Origin of the sequence: Kribbella sp. NPDC056951, from assembly GCF_042674205.1 — a bacterium.
GTDB lineage: Bacteria > Actinomycetota > Actinomycetes > Propionibacteriales > Kribbellaceae > Kribbella > Kribbella yunnanensis.
The window spans coordinates 360258-375908 of the sequence record NZ_JBHUQZ010000005.1 but is presented as its reverse complement, the minus strand read 5'-3'; the positions used below and the strand labels follow the sequence as shown (position 1 = coordinate 375908).

At 68.4% G+C, this 15651-nt stretch carries 14 protein-coding genes; 11 read left to right on the top strand and 3 right to left on the bottom strand.

Features of this window, described 5'->3' with window-relative positions; all coding sequences use genetic code 11:
• The first annotated feature begins 92 nt into the window (after nt 1-92).
• From ACFTSF_RS22465 to ACFTSF_RS22455, 3 genes are read left to right on the top strand one after another with little or no spacing between them, the layout of a single operon-like run.
• Complete coding sequence (locus ACFTSF_RS22465) at nt 93-731, top strand: DUF4255 domain-containing protein (RefSeq protein ID WP_380155640.1); 639 nt, start codon at nt 93-95, stop codon at nt 729-731.
• Nucleotides 728-2728, top strand: coding sequence for an ATP-binding protein (locus ACFTSF_RS22460; RefSeq protein WP_380155639.1), 2001 nt, complete (start codon nt 728-730; stop codon nt 2726-2728). The genes ACFTSF_RS22465 and ACFTSF_RS22460 overlap by 4 nt, the downstream gene beginning before the upstream one ends.
• On the top strand, nt 2728-5832 hold the full coding sequence (locus ACFTSF_RS22455; RefSeq protein ID WP_380155638.1) for a hypothetical protein: 3105 nt from the start codon (nt 2728-2730) through the stop codon (nt 5830-5832). The genes ACFTSF_RS22460 and ACFTSF_RS22455 overlap by 1 nt, the downstream gene beginning before the upstream one ends.
• Here the strand turns inward: ACFTSF_RS22455 and ACFTSF_RS22450 are convergent.
• Nucleotides 5822-6439: a class I SAM-dependent methyltransferase gene (locus ACFTSF_RS22450; protein ID WP_380155637.1), complete on the bottom strand. Its 618-nt coding sequence runs from the start codon at nt 6437-6439 to the stop codon at nt 5822-5824. The genes ACFTSF_RS22455 and ACFTSF_RS22450 overlap by 11 nt on opposite strands.
• A complete protein-coding gene (locus tag ACFTSF_RS22445) occupies nt 6439-6795 on the bottom strand; it encodes a cupin domain-containing protein (protein ID WP_380155636.1) in 357 nt (118 codons plus the stop codon). Before ACFTSF_RS22445 ends, ACFTSF_RS22450 begins: the two co-directional genes overlap by 1 nt.
• Before the next feature lie 240 nt (nt 6796-7035).
• Between ACFTSF_RS22445 and ACFTSF_RS22440 the strand changes: the two genes are divergently transcribed.
• The 6 genes from ACFTSF_RS22440 to ACFTSF_RS22415 are packed head-to-tail and all read left to right on the top strand — an operon-like array spanning nt 7036 to nt 12450.
• Nucleotides 7036-8592 carry a phage tail sheath family protein gene (locus ACFTSF_RS22440; protein WP_380155635.1) on the top strand — a complete coding sequence of 519 codons (1557 nt, stop codon included), beginning with the start codon at nt 7036-7038 and terminating at the stop codon, nt 8590-8592.
• 26 nt (nt 8593-8618) lie between these two features.
• Nucleotides 8619-9068 carry a phage tail protein gene (locus ACFTSF_RS22435; RefSeq protein WP_344146307.1) on the top strand — a complete coding sequence of 150 codons (450 nt, stop codon included), beginning with the start codon at nt 8619-8621 and terminating at the stop codon, nt 9066-9068.
• Entirely contained in the window at nt 9068-9529 is a 462-nt protein-coding gene (locus ACFTSF_RS22430) for a hypothetical protein (RefSeq protein ID WP_380155764.1), read from the top strand. The genes ACFTSF_RS22435 and ACFTSF_RS22430 overlap by 1 nt, the downstream gene beginning before the upstream one ends.
• Nucleotides 9475-9684: a DUF6760 family protein gene (locus ACFTSF_RS22425; protein ID WP_344146304.1), complete on the top strand. Its 210-nt coding sequence runs from the start codon at nt 9475-9477 to the stop codon at nt 9682-9684. The genes ACFTSF_RS22430 and ACFTSF_RS22425 overlap by 55 nt, the downstream gene beginning before the upstream one ends.
• Entirely contained in the window at nt 9684-12008 is a 2325-nt protein-coding gene (locus ACFTSF_RS22420) for a hypothetical protein (RefSeq protein WP_380155634.1), read from the top strand. Before ACFTSF_RS22425 ends, ACFTSF_RS22420 begins: the two co-directional genes overlap by 1 nt.
• Nucleotides 12009-12012: 4 nt before the next feature.
• Nucleotides 12013-12450, top strand: a complete 438-nt coding sequence (locus ACFTSF_RS22415; protein WP_380155633.1) for a phage tail protein — start codon at nt 12013-12015, stop codon at nt 12448-12450.
• A 5-nt stretch (nt 12451-12455) separates the two neighbouring features.
• Here ACFTSF_RS22415 and ACFTSF_RS22410 read toward each other — a convergent pair whose 3' ends face one another.
• Entirely contained in the window at nt 12456-14129 is a 1674-nt protein-coding gene (locus ACFTSF_RS22410) for a carboxylesterase/lipase family protein (protein ID WP_380155632.1), read from the bottom strand.
• Nucleotides 14130-14186: 57 nt separating this feature from the next.
• Here ACFTSF_RS22410 and ACFTSF_RS22405 point away from each other — a divergent pair, with 57 nt between their 5' ends.
• On the top strand, nt 14187-14984 hold the full coding sequence (locus tag ACFTSF_RS22405; protein WP_380155631.1) for a TetR/AcrR family transcriptional regulator: 798 nt from the start codon (nt 14187-14189) through the stop codon (nt 14982-14984).
• A complete protein-coding gene (locus ACFTSF_RS22400; protein WP_380155630.1) occupies nt 14977-15606 on the top strand; it encodes a tetratricopeptide repeat protein in 630 nt (209 codons plus the stop codon). The genes ACFTSF_RS22405 and ACFTSF_RS22400 overlap by 8 nt, the downstream gene beginning before the upstream one ends.
• Nucleotides 15607-15651 lie beyond the last annotated feature (45 nt).

Genomic DNA, 15651 nt, shown 5'->3' with positions numbered 1-15651 from the left:
TGCGCAATGTGCCTGAAGGGGCAGCCTGGAGGGTCCTCGGTACGGCGCGGGCGCACCTGCCGTCGTGGTTGTTCCGACCATACCTTGGGCGGGTGATTTCCGAAGCCGATGCCGCCCTTGCCGCGTTGTTGCGCCGCGAGCTGCTTGACGCGTCGCGGGTGCAGGTGGTGTTCGATGCGCCGACGAAGGAGTGGGCGGCGAAGCGGAACGGGCCGGCGGTGAACCTGTTCCTGTACGACATTCGCGAGGATACGCGGCGTCGGTCGAGTGGGTTGGTACCGCGGCTGGGGGATGACGGGCGGGTGGTTGCGCGGCAGACGCCGCCGCGGATCTTTCGGCTGTTCTATTTGTTGAGCGTGTGGGGGCAGCGGGCTGAGGATGAGCATCGGCTGCTGGGGCAGTTGCTGGATACGTTGCTGGTACATGATCTGGTGCCGCCGGAGTTGTTGCCGGAGGCACCTTCGCCGGTGGGGTTGTCGGTGGGGCTGCCGCCGGAGGATGACCGGTCGTTCGCGGATGTTTGGTCCGCGCTCGGTGGGGAGTTGCGGCCGTCGATCGATGTGGTGCTGTCGCTGCCGATCGAGGCTGGGCGCTCGCGGGATGCCGGGCCGGCGATCGACGAGCCGCTGCGGGTCGCGATGTCGGACAAGGACACGCCCGAGAACGCCGCAGAGAGCGCTCCCCAGCGATCTGAGAAGCCGGTCGGCCGCAAGCGGGCTCCGCGCGGATGAGCTCGCACTTGCGGCACCTGCTCGGGCGACTGAGCCTGGTCGAGGATCGGGTCCGCGTCCTGGTCGAATTGCGCCGCCGTACCGATCCAGCGCCGGATGACGCGTTTCGCGGGCTCTACCTGAGCCCGGCGGTGATCGACGGGATCCTGGATGGCCGACCGACCGCGCCGCCGGATCTCACCGAGCGGTTGGCCGTCATCGAGGCCGAGGCGGACGCGGCCGAAGTCGACGGGTCGATACCGCGGTTGCGCCGGCTCGTCCACGCCTTCGGGCTGACCGAGCTCGACACCGAGATCCTGCTGACTGTCATCGCGCCCGACCTCGATGCGCGATTCGAGCAGCTGTACGGCTACTTGAACGACGACGTGTCGCAGCGTCGGGCGACGGCCCGCCTGGTGTTCGACCTGCTCGGCGTACCGGCCGCGGATCCCTTGGCTCGTGGGCGATTCGACGTGTCCGCACCGCTGATGGCCGGTGGGCTGATCGAGATCGAGTCCCCGTCCAGACCGTTCCTCGGCCGGGCCTTGCGCGTCCCCGACCCGGTCACGGCATACCTGGTCGGCGGCTATGCGACCGAACCGATGTTGCTCGACGTGACCGTCCCACCGCCGCTGATCGTGTACGGCGAACTGGAGGATCGGATCGTGCGCGGCCTCCAACCCGGCCGTCCCGTCTACCTGCGCGAGCGACCCGGAAGCGCAGGCCCAGGCTTGGCCGCGGCCGCGTTCTCCAAACTCGATCTCGGTGTCCTGGCTCTCGATCTGACCAAGTTGTTGAAGGACACCGACCCGATCGTCTTCGCCCGTACGGCGGCCCGCCAGGCTCGCCTCCGTTCCGCCGGGATCCTCGCCGGACCGGTCGAGTCGGCGCCGATCGACGTACTGCGGGCACTCGCCGTGGTCCCCGTTCACACCGTGCTCACCGGTGTCCCGACCTGGGATCCGGCCTGGGCGTCGGTGGTACCGGCGACGCTCGACCCGCCGCTGCTGACCGAATCGCAGCGCGGCACGCTCTGGCACGCTTTGTTGCCCACGGCATCACCCGGCCTGGATGCGGCGGCGGAGACGAACACCTTCCGGCTCGGCGTCGACCAGATCGTCCGCACCGCCGAGGCCGCGACCACGCGCGCCGAAGTCGACGGGGTTCTAGTCACTGGCGACGTACTGCGGGCCGGAGCGCGCTCGCAGAACGGCGCAGGGCTGGAGCGACTCGCCCGCCGGATCCAGCCGGCCGTCTCCTGGAACGATCTTGTCCTGCCCGAGGAACAGCTCGCCCGGCTGCGGGAACTCGCGATCCGCGCGCGTCATCGCGAGCAGGTGATTCGTGGCTGGGGCATGCGGCCCGGCGGCGGCCGCGGGGCCGGCGTCTCGGCGTTGTTCACCGGCGAATCCGGAACCGGCAAGACACTCTCGGCCGAGGTGATCGCGGCCGAACTCGGCGTCGACCTGTACGTCGTCGACCTGGCGACCGTGATCGACAAGTACATCGGTGAGACCGAGAAGAATCTCGAGCGCGTGTTCACCGAGGCGACCGGAGTGAACGGCGTACTGCTGTTCGACGAGGCCGACGCGATCTTCGGCAAGCGCTCGGAAGTCTCGGACGCCCGCGACCGCTACGCGAACGTGGAAGTCGCCTACCTCCTGCAGCGGATGGAGAGTTTCGACGGTCTCGCGATCCTGACCACGAACCTGCGCGCCAACCTGGACGAAGCGTTCAGCCGCCGGCTCGACCTGATCATCCACTTTCCCCAACCCGAAGAAGCCGAACGCGTACTTCTCTGGGATCGCTGTCTGGGCCGCAATGTTCCCCGAGACCCCTCCCTCGACCTCACAGCCGCAGCCCACTTCGAACTGTCCGGCGGCGACATCCGCTCGGCTGCGGTGACGGCGGCGTACTACGCCGCGGCGGGAGCGCGCGCGGTCACGCTCGACGATCTGCTGACCGCAATCGAGCACGAGTACACCAAGCTCGGCCGGCTGCCACCGGGAGCGCGCTGATGGAGAACGACTACGCGGACGCGCCCGCCGGACCGGTGTCCCGGCCAGCCGGTCCGGAAGGACCGGCCGCGGATCCAGGCACCGGGAACCAGGCGTTCGTCGAGACCCGCCTGCAGGCAGAGGCGTTTCGCGGCAAGTTGATGGATGAACGCAAGGTTCTGCAGCTCGACTACGACACCCACAACGCGGCGCTCCTGCGGCTCGAAGAACTTGAGGCGGCCGGCGAGATCACCGAGAAGGGCATCGCGGACCGAACCGCCCTGGCTGCGCGCCGGGATCAGCTCTTCAAGGACCTGTCCGTCACGAACCAAGACCTGCTGATGCTCGACGACGCCTCGATCGGCCTCGGCCCACTCAACGACATGATGGTCCGCCGCGGTACCAAAGCCTATGTGCCCCAGCAGAACGAGACCACCGAGGGCAGCACCCAGCTGGGCCCGGACGGCATCGTCACCAAGAAGCCCGGCTGGGTCGAGACCGACGTCACCAACGGAGTCTCGACGACTCGCAGTCACTCGACGACGAGCACGATCGACACCTCCGGCTGGTCCACCAAGACCACCGACAGCACGGCAACGCTCAGCAAGACCGCCGAAGGCACCCTGAACGCGACCAGCAACTCGAAGACGAGCGGTCTCGCGATCGGTCCCGGCGGCATCACCGGGACCTGGGGCGAACAGTCCGGGAGTTCGTCGACGACCGCGGCCGGTGTCACGACCTCGAGCAGTACGACGACGTCGCAGTCCCTCGGCACTGGCGGGTACACGAAGAGCGCCGAGGTGAAGGACGACAAGACGACGCGGAAGGACACCTTCGGGGTCAGCCGCGGCGGCGGTCAGCTCGGCGTGAGCTCGAGCAGTTCGACCACCACGGATGGTCAGGAAACCAAGACCAGCAAGGGTGGCGGCCTGCTCGCCGGGCCGGATGGAGTCGGTGCCACCGGCAACATCGGTAAGTCGACAAGCACCGAGAAGGACGGCGTCAAGTCCTCCAGAACTTCCGGCCTGGACGGCAAGTTCCTGCTCGATGTCGCCAAGGTCGAGGGCGAGCCGCTGCGCTACCAGATCACGATGACGATCAACCTCGGCGGCAAACTCGGTGCCACCGAGAGTCAGGAGAAGGAGTCGGCCACAACCGGTGCCAAGGGCAACATGGGTGGATCCCTCAGCGGCAGCATCTCCGGTACGGCGACCTTCGTTCACATCTACCCCGAGGAACAGACCAAGCGCTATCTCGGCGCGGTCGACAACAAGACCGGCTCCGAGAAGGAGTTGCAGATCATCAAGCTGGTTGCCGACGGCAAGCTGGACGCCGCCAAGGCCCTGATGACCGGGCTGAACTCTGCTCTGTCGCCCGAGGCCGCGTCGCAGCTGGACGACGGCGGCAGCGCGTCGTTCGAGGTGGGCGGCAGCGTCGAGGGTGGTGGTGAGGCCGGCGCGAGCGGCGGTGGGTTCGGCGCCAAAGGCGGCCTGTCCGGCAAGGCGAGCAAGAGCCTCAAGCGCAGCCTGTCCCGCAAGGGCGACAAGATCGGCATCACGACCGCGGAGACGGACAGCGAGAGCGTGACGGGCTCCGCCTCGGCGTCGTCGGGCGCCGCGTCGATGGGGGTCAGCGGGACGAAGACCGACAAGCACGCCGACTCCGTGACCTTCGAGCTGGACCGGACAGATCCGGCGTACGCGCAGCACTTCGCGGAGATCTCGGGCCGGATGTCGATCGCCGCTCTGCGCGCGTACGGCGCCGAGCACCCGAAGCTGATCGCGAGCGACACAGCGACCACTGGTACTGAAGGCAGTCAGACCACGACCGCGGGTGTCGGCGGCGTCAACCTCAGTTTCTCCAACGCCAGCGGGTTCGAGACGACGACCACCAAGGACGCGAAGGGAACGACCGAGACCAACACGGGTAAGGCCGGCGGTGGCGCTGAGCTCGATGTCGCGGGCCTGGTCAAGGTCGGGCACAGCGAGAAGACGGCGGTCAGTACGACGATCGACCCGGGCGGCTCGGCGACCGGCGACCTGAGCCGGACGACGTCCGACACCGACCTCGGCGCGACTGCCACGAAGTACGCCGAAAGTTTCAAGAAGAGCCCGATCGCCTCGACCGTCGGGTTGGTGACCGGCGCCTCGAAACCGGCCGAGGAGAAGACCGAGGTGATCGGCATGAAGCTGGCCGACTCCGACTTCGACCGGATCTTCGGCGCGGCCCAGGACCCGGTCGGCTGGGGACGGCCGGTCGCGCGACCGCGGGACCGGTCCGGCTGGATGGGACTACGGTCGCGAATCGTGGCCGCCGGCAACGATCACAAGCAGATCGCCCGACTGATCGCGCATTACGGCGACGGGGTCGACGACGCACCGACGTACCTGGCCTCGATCGTGCGCGGTGTCGGGCGGACTGACGGCGGCGCGGTGTACGAATGGCCGGGGGAGTTGAGTGCCGAGAAGGCGGTCTTCGCGAAGCTGGTCGAGGACGACTCAGTGGCGCCGGTCCTCGCGCTGGAAGGCACCGGGAAGAACAAGGACGCGCTCGAACTCGTCACCACGACGACGACCAAACTCGACAAGCTCGCGACCGACATGCTGGCGAAGAAGAACGAGTTCAGCGAAGGTGCGTTCGGCGAGATGATGGTCCGGCTGTCGGATCGGCGGCGGGCGCTGGCCGGCCGCGCCTACCTGATCAACCAACGCGTCGCGACCGGTGGTCCGGATGCGCTGGCGACCATGGGCCCGCCGACCAAGGAGCAATCCGACCAGGAGACCGCCGAGGTGGCCAAGGCGACCGCGAAGGTGGCGATCGACGGGCACAAACAGGCGCTGACCGGGTTCGAGGCCGCGCAGGGCGCGCAGTTCTGGATCATCCAGAAGGAGCTCGCCCGGCGCGACGACTGGTTCGGCAAGCCGAGTGTGATCGACATGGAAGGTGCCTTCAGCAACCTCCGGGACAAGGTCTACCCACCGTGGCGGGACACGCTGACCAAGATCCGTGAGGCGGCCAAACAGGCCGGGCTGGACGAGAACGAGGCGGCCAAACCCGAGCCGAACAAGCTCTACTGCAACCACCTCCATCAGCAGGCCTTCGGCAACGACATGTTCAAGCTGTGACGGCGATCCCGAGGTTGAGCGCTGCCATCGGCCGTGGCGCCCCCTTCTCGTAGAACTGCTCGATCTCGACGATGTCGAAACCGGCCGCTGTCACGGCGTCACCGATCCTCCGCGTCAGGTGACACCCGCCGAACAACCGCTTGTTCGTCGGCTCCAGCCTGCGCTGCCACCGCAGTACCGACTCGTCCGGCGCATACCCGTGCTCGAGGAAATGCAGTTTGCCACCAGGCCGCAGTACCCGCCGGAGCTCCAGCAGCGCAGCGTCGAGATCGGGGATCGTGCACATGGTCCAGGTCGACAGCGCGGCGTCGAAGCTGTCGTCGGGGAAGGGGAGCGCCTGCCCGTCGAGGCCCGATCGTTCCACCGGCACGCTGCTGGCCGTCACCCGCTTGGTGGCGAGCTTCCACGCCAGATCCGCCGGCTCGGCCGCCGCGACCCGAGTGACCGTTTCCGGGTAGAACGGGACATTGTGCCCGGACCCGAAGCCGATCTCGATCACCTCGCCAGACAGGCCGGCACAGACACGACGACGACTCGGGTACGCCGACTTGGCGCCACAGGCACAGTTGATCACGCGCGGCAGCACCCCGCGCCGATACAGGCTCATCAGCTCGTGGGCTTGGCGTAGCCGGCGATACCGGTGTCGAGAATCACGCACGCCTCGTCGCCGACCGTCCACGCGTCGTGGCCGGGGTCGATGTCGACCACGTCGCCGGGCCCCAGGTCGAGCTCCTGGCCGTCGTTGAACCGGACGGTCATCTGACCTGAGAGGCACAGACCGGTGTGGTGGGTCTGGCACGAGTCGGTGCCGGCCAGCGGCTTGACGTCCTCGGACCAGCGCCAGCCGGGCTCGAAGACCGCGCGGCCGAGGGTGAACTCGCCGAGGGTGACCACGTCCAGATGCCCGTGGTCCTTGAAGGTGCGCCGCTCGTGCGGGCTGTCGATGCTCTGCTTGCCGGACATGATGTCTCCCTCTCCCCGGGGGCGCCCCAGGCAACCATCCGTCCCCGCCTAGATATCCCTCTTTGCATAGCACGCCGGTTGTTCGGCCTTGTCAAGAACAGCTCTGCTTACCGACCGGTGACGCACCTGCCCGATGGTGCACCGCTTCCTTCCCCGGGCCCAGGCCGCGCGGACGTACCGGCGAACGCCCTCAGCCCTGAGGCTTGGGTACGAGACCCAGACCAGCTCGAAGGAGTGAAAATGCCGACCTACCTGTCGCCCGGTGTCTACGTCGAGGAGGTGGAGGCCGGGCAGCGGCCGATCGAAGGCGTCGGTACCGCGGTCGCCGCGTTCGTCGGCTTCGCCGAGAAGGGCCCGCTGAACACCCCGACGCTCATCACCAACTGGACGCAGTTCACCCAGACCTTCGGTGATTTCGTCGAGGGGTCGTACCTGGCCCACGCCGTCTTCGGCTACATCCAGAACGGCGGCTCGGCGGCGTACATCATCCGGATCGGTGGCGAGTCGGCCGGCAACGGCCAGGCGCCCAAGGAGCTGCCGGCCGGTGCGCCGCAGACCACCCTCGGCCACTACAAGGTGACCGCGATCGAGAGCGCGAACGGCAAGAGCCCCGACGTCACCGTCGAGGTCGCCGACAGCGGGACCGAGAACGCGCCCGAGGGTGCGATCAAGCTGACCGTGCGCGCCAACGGCCGGCCGACCGAGGAGTACGACCCGGTCGTCCCGGACCGCCGCGCCGACAAGGCGAACAACGTCGCGACCGTGGTGAACGCCAAGTCCAAGCTGGTCAAGGTCGAGGAGCTGACCCAGTCGGCCGCCCTCGAACCGGTTGCCAAGGGCAAGAAGTCACTGGTGGCCCCGCCGGCCCCGGCCGCGACCGGCGAAGGAGTCGGTGCCGCCGACTACGTCGGTGACGTCGCCGACCGGACCGGATTCTCCAGCCTGGAAGCGATCGAGGACGTCACGATCGTCGCCGTACCGGACCTCATGAGCGCCTACCAGCGCGGCGCGATCGACCTGGAGACCGTGCACTCGGTCCAGCAGGCCGTCATCACGCACTGCGAGCTGATGGGCAACCGGATGGCGATCATCGACCCGCCGCCCGGGCTGAACGCCCAGCAGATCAAGGACTGGCGGATGAACCAGGCCGGCTACGACTCGCGGTACGCCGCGCTGTACTGGCCCTGGGCGAAGACGTTCGACCCGGCGTCCGGCCGCAACATCCTGGTCCCGCCGTCCGGTCACGCAGCCGGCATCTGGGCCCGCACCGACGAGTCCCGCGGTGTGCACAAGGCCCCGGCGAACGAGGTGGTCCGCGGCGCGATCGCACTCGAGACCGTGATCACCAAGGCCGAGCACGACCTGCTGAACCCGGTCGGAGTGAACGCTCTCCGCGCGTTCCCGGGCCGCGGCATCCGGATCTGGGGCGCCCGCACGCTCTCCTCGGACCCGGCGTGGCGCTACATCAACGTGCGCCGGCTCTTCAACTACATGGAGGAGTCGATCCTCAACGGCACCCAGTGGGTGGTCTTCGAGCCGAACGACGACGCGCTGTGGGCACGCGTCCGCCGTACCATCAGCGCCTTCCTGGTGAACGAGTGGCGCAAGGGAGCGTTGTTCGGGCTCACTCCGGACGAGGCGTTCTACGTGAAGTGCGACCGGGAGACCAACCCGGCCGAGGCGATCGACGCCGGTCAGGTGACCTGCCAGATCGGTATCGCGCCGGTGAAGCCGGCCGAGTTCGTGGTGTTCCAGCTGTCGCAGTTCTCCGGCGGCACCAGCCTCGTCAACGAGTAACCAGAATTTAGGAAAGGGAGATTCCGATGCCGCTCGCAGACGCCATGGACATGGCGACCGCGTATTCGTTCAGCGTTTCGATCGACGGGGTCGAGGTGCCTTATGTCATGGAGGTCTCCGGCCTCAAGGCCGAGGTCGACATGATCTCGTTCTCCGAGCAGGCCAAGGACGGCAAGTTCGTGGCCCGCCAGGTGATGGGGCGGCCGAAGCCGTCCACGTTCACCGTCACCCGCGGCCTGACCGACTCCAAGACCGTCACCGATTGGCTGAAGTCGGTCATGCAGGGCGACATCAAGGGCGCCCGCAAGACCGCCGAGGTGTGCATCTACACCTCCGACGGCCAGCCGCTGCGGCGGCTGAACTTCCGCAACTGCTGGATCAAGGACGTCGAGCTGGGCGGCACCCTGAAGGCCGGTTCGACCGAAGCACTGACCGAGAAGTTCACCGTGTGCTGGGACGAGATGGAGTACGCGTGATGCGTCGCGCCCACACGAACACCCTCGTGGCGGACGCGGCCTCCCCTGCGGAGCCCGCGCCCGCCCCGGCGGCGGCCACGCCCGCACCGACGCTGCGCACCGAGTTCGACTTCGAGCTCCCGCGCGGCTACCTGGACGCGGACGGCGTCGTACACAAGTCGGGAACGATGCGCCTGGCAACAGCCCGCGACGAGCTCCTGCCCTTGTACGACGCCCGTGTCCAGGAGAACCCGGCCTTCACCACCGTCGTCCTGCTGGCCCGCGTGATCACCCGCCTAGGCGACGTGTCCCGGATCGACGCCCAGGTGGTCGAGAACATGTTCGCCTCCGACGTCGCCTTCCTCCAGGACCTCTACCGCCGCATCAACTCCGAAGGCCACACCCGCGCCGCCGTCACCTGCCCCTCGTGCGAACAACAGTTCGCCGTCGACATCGCCGGTGGCCGCCTGGGGGAATCCTGACGTACGCGACCGGCCGCCTGCAGGAGGAGATCGCGTACGTCGCCTATCACTTCCACTGGCGCCTGGACGACATCCTCGACCTCGAACACCCGCAGCGGCAGGCGTTCGTCACTGAGATCTCCAAGATCAACCGCCGCATCACCGAGGGAGACTGATGATCGGCCAGCTAGCCCAGGGCGCCCCCGCGACCCTGCGCCCGCCGAGCGGCGACTGGATCCCGTCCTGGCGCTCACCCGCCTTCACCGGCGACATGGCCCACCACCTAGACCCCACCGCCCCCAGCGGCCTCCTCTCCAACCTCATAACCCCCGGCCAACCCCGCCCCTACGCCGCCGACGCAGCCCTAGACGTCCGCCCCTACAACTCATTCCCCGGCGCCCTAACCGGCGAGGGCTCGGGTGCTGACGAGGCTCCGGCCGCCCCAGGGCCGATCGGCCGCGTAATCCAAGCAGTCCGCAACGCCCTCACCGGCAACCGCGCCGGCAGGCCCGCAGCAGCCAGCCCCGAGGCAGCCGCACTCCTCGGATCAACAACCTCAGCCTCCGGCACTGCGGCCGCCATCGGCTCTGGTTTCCCAGCCGGTGCGAGCGCCGCGCTAAGTTCCGGCAATGCGATCGGCTTGGGCTCTGCTGCCCTCACCGCTGCCGGCTCCGGCGCTGCAGCCGACTTCGACTCCAGCCCGATGGCCGTCGCCGGCAACGCCCTCACCTCCGGCGCCGGCCCCCTGGCAGGTGCCAGCCACGCTCTCACCTCCGGCGCTACTGCCGGCCTCGGCGCGGGCCCCCTCGCAGGCGCCGGCTCCGCGTTCAGCGACGGCGTACCCGCAGCCACGGCGGCCTTGCTGGGCACCTCGGGTTCGGCCGGCTCCGCCATGTCCGACGGGGCGCTAGCTCTGGCTCGCCCTGCCCTTGCAGCACTGATGAATGAGCCGACATTCGGCGAAGTTCTGGCCGGGGGTGGAGTCGCAACAGCCGGTTCGGCCCCATCCCTCGGCGCAGCTCCCGCGCTCACCTCGTCGCTCGCCTCCGCGGTCGGATCTGGCTCCGCGCCCGGCGCCGCTGCAGCCGGCGAACTCCTGGGCGCTTCGGGCGTGGCCGGCTCATTTCCTCTGGCTGGGCCCGGCTCTGCGGCGACTGCTTCGGCGCTCCTGGGCAGTGCCGTCTCGTCGAGCGCGGCCAGCACGTTGTCATCAGCAACCAGTTCTCCCATCGCTTCGGCGCTGCTGGGCAGCGCGACTCCGTCGGCTGCGGCCAACCTGTTGCCCCCGGCAATCAGTTCCGTTGCCAGCCCAGCACTGGGTGAAGCCGGTACGGCGGCCGCCTCGGCACTCGGCGGTCCCGCCTCCGCGGCCTCGATGCCGTTGGCGCGGCTCGCGGCTCCGGGACTGAGCCAGGTCACCGCAGCACTTCCCGCCGACGCCCGCCGCGCACTCACCGTCCCAACCCTCCAGAACCTCCTGCCAACCCTCACGCCGACAGGCGGCACCGCATCCGGCTCAGCCGACGTGGCTCAGGCGGTCGAGGCGATGGCGACCGGCACCACCGCTGCCGGTCTGCCGGTGGCTTCTCAATCGGCCGGCCCGGCGGCTCCGGCAGGGGCGCCTGCCGGTCTCTCCCGCCGCCGGGCCGGCCTCGGGGCCCCACTCACCGGCCCGCTCCCATCCCAGGCCCTCCCAGTAGCCTCCCCACCCGCCACCGACCCATCCACGATCGCCGCGAACCTCGCCGCCGCCGGTTCCACCGAGGTCGCGATCCCCAGTTCCCCCGCAGCCGCCGTACCACCCCTCGCACTAGCCCGATCGGTTGCTAGCAGCAACCAAATGCTCCCGGTACCACCCGTCGTCACCGACGCCTTCCAAGACATCGCAAGCGCAGCAGGCGCGACCGTACCCCTGCTCGGAGAGCGCGCTCTCAGCTCCGACGTCAGCGAGATGCTGTCACCCCCGACTGGCAACGCCGCATCACCGGCCCAGCCGATCACCTACCTCCCACCGCACTCGGTCGACAGCGCAGGCCCCTCCGGCACCAGCTACGGCGTCCCGCCCGTTCCCCCGAGCACCCCAGGAACACCCGGCTCATCGGCAGGTCTCCCCAGCCTGCCAACAGTTTCTGCCACTCCGGCAGCCCAGGGGAGCATGAGCACCGTCAGCAGCCCGGCCGGTGACGCCGGGCCTGCACCGGCGGTGGCCCGGCCGCCCGCTGCGGGGTCTGCCGCGGCGGGCGGTCTGGTCGAAGGCAACGTCGTCCAGAGCGTCAGCGCCGACGACACCTCCACCTCGGTCGCCCTCCCACCCGCCGCCCCCGCTGCACCAGCCAGTACGCCGGCCTCGGGAACGCCATCGGGAACCGGGGGAGCGCTCTCTGCCGCCGATGTCGACGGCCTAGCCCGGCGGCTGTACGAACCAATCGCCCGCCGCCTCCGCGCAGAACTGGTCGTAGACCGCGACCGCACAGGCACCTTGATGGATCGGATGTGGTGACGCGATGAGTGGAACCGACCTGATGCCGGCTGTCGGCGTCCGCTTCATGGTGCAGGTGGACGACGTCGACCTCGGTCTGTTCACCAGCTGCGAAGGACTCGGCGTCGAAGTCGTGATCGAGCAACGCAACGAAGGCGGCAACAACGCCTACATGCTGCAGATCCCGTCCCGCCTCAAATTCCCGAACATCAAGCTGACCCGCCCGCTCACCAAGGAAACCGAGCGCGTCGCCAAGTGGATCTCCGGCCTGGCCGCCGGCGTCCAACGCCGTACCGGCCAGATCACCGCCATGACCACCGACGGCACGGTAGTAGCCCGCTGGGGCCTCATCGACGTCATCCCCGTCCGCTGGACCGGCCCCACCTTCACCAAAGGCCCCGCCGACGTCCTCACCGAAACCATCGAAATAGCCCACCACGGCTTCATCGACACCGGCGCCTGAGCGGGTCAGGAGCGTACTGAGTTCCAGAAGGAGCACTGGTGTTCCTGGGCAAGGTCGGCCGAGCCGATCTTCGCGGGTGCGAGTGCCTGGACGTGGTCTCTGCTCTGGAAGGGCAGCCACCCTGGTTGCCCGTCGCCGTTCGGGTTCCCGGTGGATGCGAACTGTGCCCAGTACCGGATCATGGTCGCCGACAGTTGTTGCTGACCGGGTGTGAGGGGCCCTGGGAGTTGCTCGTCGGCGAAGAGGTACTGCAGTTCGGCACCGTGGAACGCGCCGGTGGGGAAGTTGGGCTTCGGGAGGACGCTGAACCAGGGAGCGTTCTCGTCCGCGAACTCGTAGGCGTACAAGGATGTGTGCTCGGCGACTGCGCGGTTCTGATCGAGAACCGGACAGCCCCACGCCCAGTCGGTCACGACGGTCGACAAGGCCTCGCCGGCGGAATGGAACCGGCTGACGGGATACCGGGCCAGGATCCGTTCGACATCAGCCGCGCTGAACAGGGCGGCGAGTTGTTCGCGATAGCTCGCGGGAGTCGTCTGCTGACCGGTCGCCGTTTCGATGGCCGCGGTGAAGAGGTTGTGCTCGTCCCGGGTCGTGCCCTGAACGATGGGCACGTGATGGAAGCGGCCGGTGGCGAAAGCGCGCTCCGGGCTGAGCGGAAGCAGGCCGCCGCCGAACGTAGGACCTGAGCCGACCCCGACATCGGACAACTTCGCGAGGTCGTCCACGGGCTTGTCGCGCAGGCAATCCGCTGCGGTGCTCGGGTCGGAGCAGCCGATCTTGGCTGCGACCTCGATGCCGCTCTGTTCGCGCTCGGCGCGTGACAACGGAAACCAGGTCGGTGGCCCCGGTGACCATTTCCGGCCGGCGCACTGGGCGCTTTGCACAATCGCCTTCTGGAACAGACCTGCGGATCCGGGCGCGGCCAGCTGAGCACAGACGCTGGTACCACCGGCGGACTCGCCGAAGATCGTGACATTGCCTGGGTCGCCGCCGAATGCGGCGGCATTGCGCTTCACCCACCGCAACGCAGCCTGCTGATCCTCGAGGCCGAAGTTTCCGGACAGGTTCCGGGCCCGGCCGTGGTCGAGCGCCGGATGGGCGAGGAAACCGAAGACTCCCAACCGGTAGTTGAAGCTGACGACGATCACGTTCCCGCTGCTCGCCAGCTGCTGCGCGCCGTACAGGCTGCCGGCGCCGTTGATGAAGCCGTTGCCATGGATCCAGACCATCACCGGCAGTCTGCGTTCGCTGCGGTGGCTCGGCGTGGTCACGTTGAGGTAGAGGCAGTCCTCGGTGGAGCTGGGCCGATCGATCAGCCCTTCGGCCTGGGCGCATCGATTGCCGGGCCTGGTGGCGTCCCGGACGCCACGCCACGGAGTGGCCGGCTGCGGGGATGCCCAGCGGAGTTCACCGGTCGGCGGTGCGGCGTAAGGGATCCCCTGGAAGATCCTGGCGTCGGTCTCGAGCTTGCCTCGTACTGCGCCGAGATCGGTCGAGACCACGGTGGCAGCTGGGGGCCGGGGTGCGTCGGGGCTCGCCGGCAACGCGGTGGCTGCTCCGCCCCCGGCCGTAGCGGTGACGAGGACCGCCGTGGTCAGCAGCACCCCCAGCCGGCGAGAAGTCCAGAGCCGCACTCTTCGGCGGCCCGGTTCGTGCTTCTGCTCCTGCTGTTCCATCTCGCGCCCCTACCCTGATCTGATTTGTGTGTGGGTCACACGAAAGATAAGTGTAAGGTGCACACGAAGTCAATCGGCGTTCTGCTGACGAGAGGAACCGGCCTGATGCCGATCGCGGACGATGCGGAGCTGCCGCCGGGGCTCGCCTTGGCGTGGAGCCTTCCGGTCAAGTCGGGCAAGCTCGGCCGGAAGCCGTCGCAGAGTGTCGAGCAGGTCGTCGCTGCAGCTCTCGAACTGGCTGATGCCAACGGCTTCGCTGCCATCTCGATGCCCAAGATCGCGCAGCGGATCGGGCTGACCGCCAACGCGATCTACCGGTATGTCAGGTCCCGGGACGAACTGCTGGTGCTCGTCGCCGAAGCAGCCTGGGGTCCACCCCCGGACCTGATGTCCGGGGGAGATTGGCGCGCCGCAGCGACCACCTGGACTCGGGCAATGCTCGACCGATGCGAGATTCATCCATGGCTCTGCGACCTGCCGATCCGCGGGGCTCCGGTGACGCCGAACCTGCTGGGCTGGGCGGAGGCGATCCTGAAGGCGTTGACCGGTGCCGGTCTGTCTCCCAATGAGGGCTTGGCCTGCGCGTTGCTGCTGGACGGTTATGCGCGGCAGATCGCCGGCACGCGTCGCGATGTGCGCGACAGCACCGCCACACCCGTCCAGTCGGCGGCGGTGACCCGGTTCCTCGAACCCCGGCTGCAGGAACTGGGATATTCGGTGCTGGCGTCCATGGTGGCCGGGAACGAATACACCGACGACATCGTGGACGATGACGTGGCCTTCGGCCTCGAGCGGATCCTGGACGGGATCGACGTACTGATGACTACGAAACGCCCTGGAGGAAAACGTGGATGAGCGTGTGCGGCGGGCCGGTGAAGTGTACGAGCGGGCGATCTTTCAGGGGGACTTGACGGGACTGGCTGGGGCGGATCGCGAGTTGGATGCGGTCGAGGCTGAGTTGGCGTTGGTGCGGGGGAAGGTTCTGCATGCTCGGTTCCTCGACACGCGCGCGGAGGATCCGCGTGAGCTGGAGTTGTTTCAGCGTGCGCTCGAGTTGTCCGAAGGGGACGATCGGGCTCGGGCGGAGGCGTTGTTCTGGGTCGGCTGTTTCCATCAGGTCGTGCGGGATGACAGTGAGCCGGCGCTGGTTGCGCTGGAGTCTTCGGCTGAGCTGGCTCGTCGGAGCGGGGATCAGCTGACCTTGTCTTATGTGCTCCGGCATCTCGGTATTGCCGCTCACCGGGCCGGTCGTACCGAAGAGGCAGGTCGGCTGCTGGGGGAGTCGACCGAGCTCCGTCGGGCACTCGGTTTCACCGAGGGGGTGGCGGCGAACCTGGTCGGTCTCGTTCACCTCGCGATCGACGAAGGGCGGTCGGCCGACGCCGAGGCTCTGCTGGCCGAGGCCACCGCGCTCGCGGAGAAAGCCGGCGCCACGGCCGTCCTGAACCACCTGACCGAGGCCCGCGGGCGGCTCTGACCGGCTGCCATTCGATGCACGACAGTCCGTGCAATGTGTCTTGCA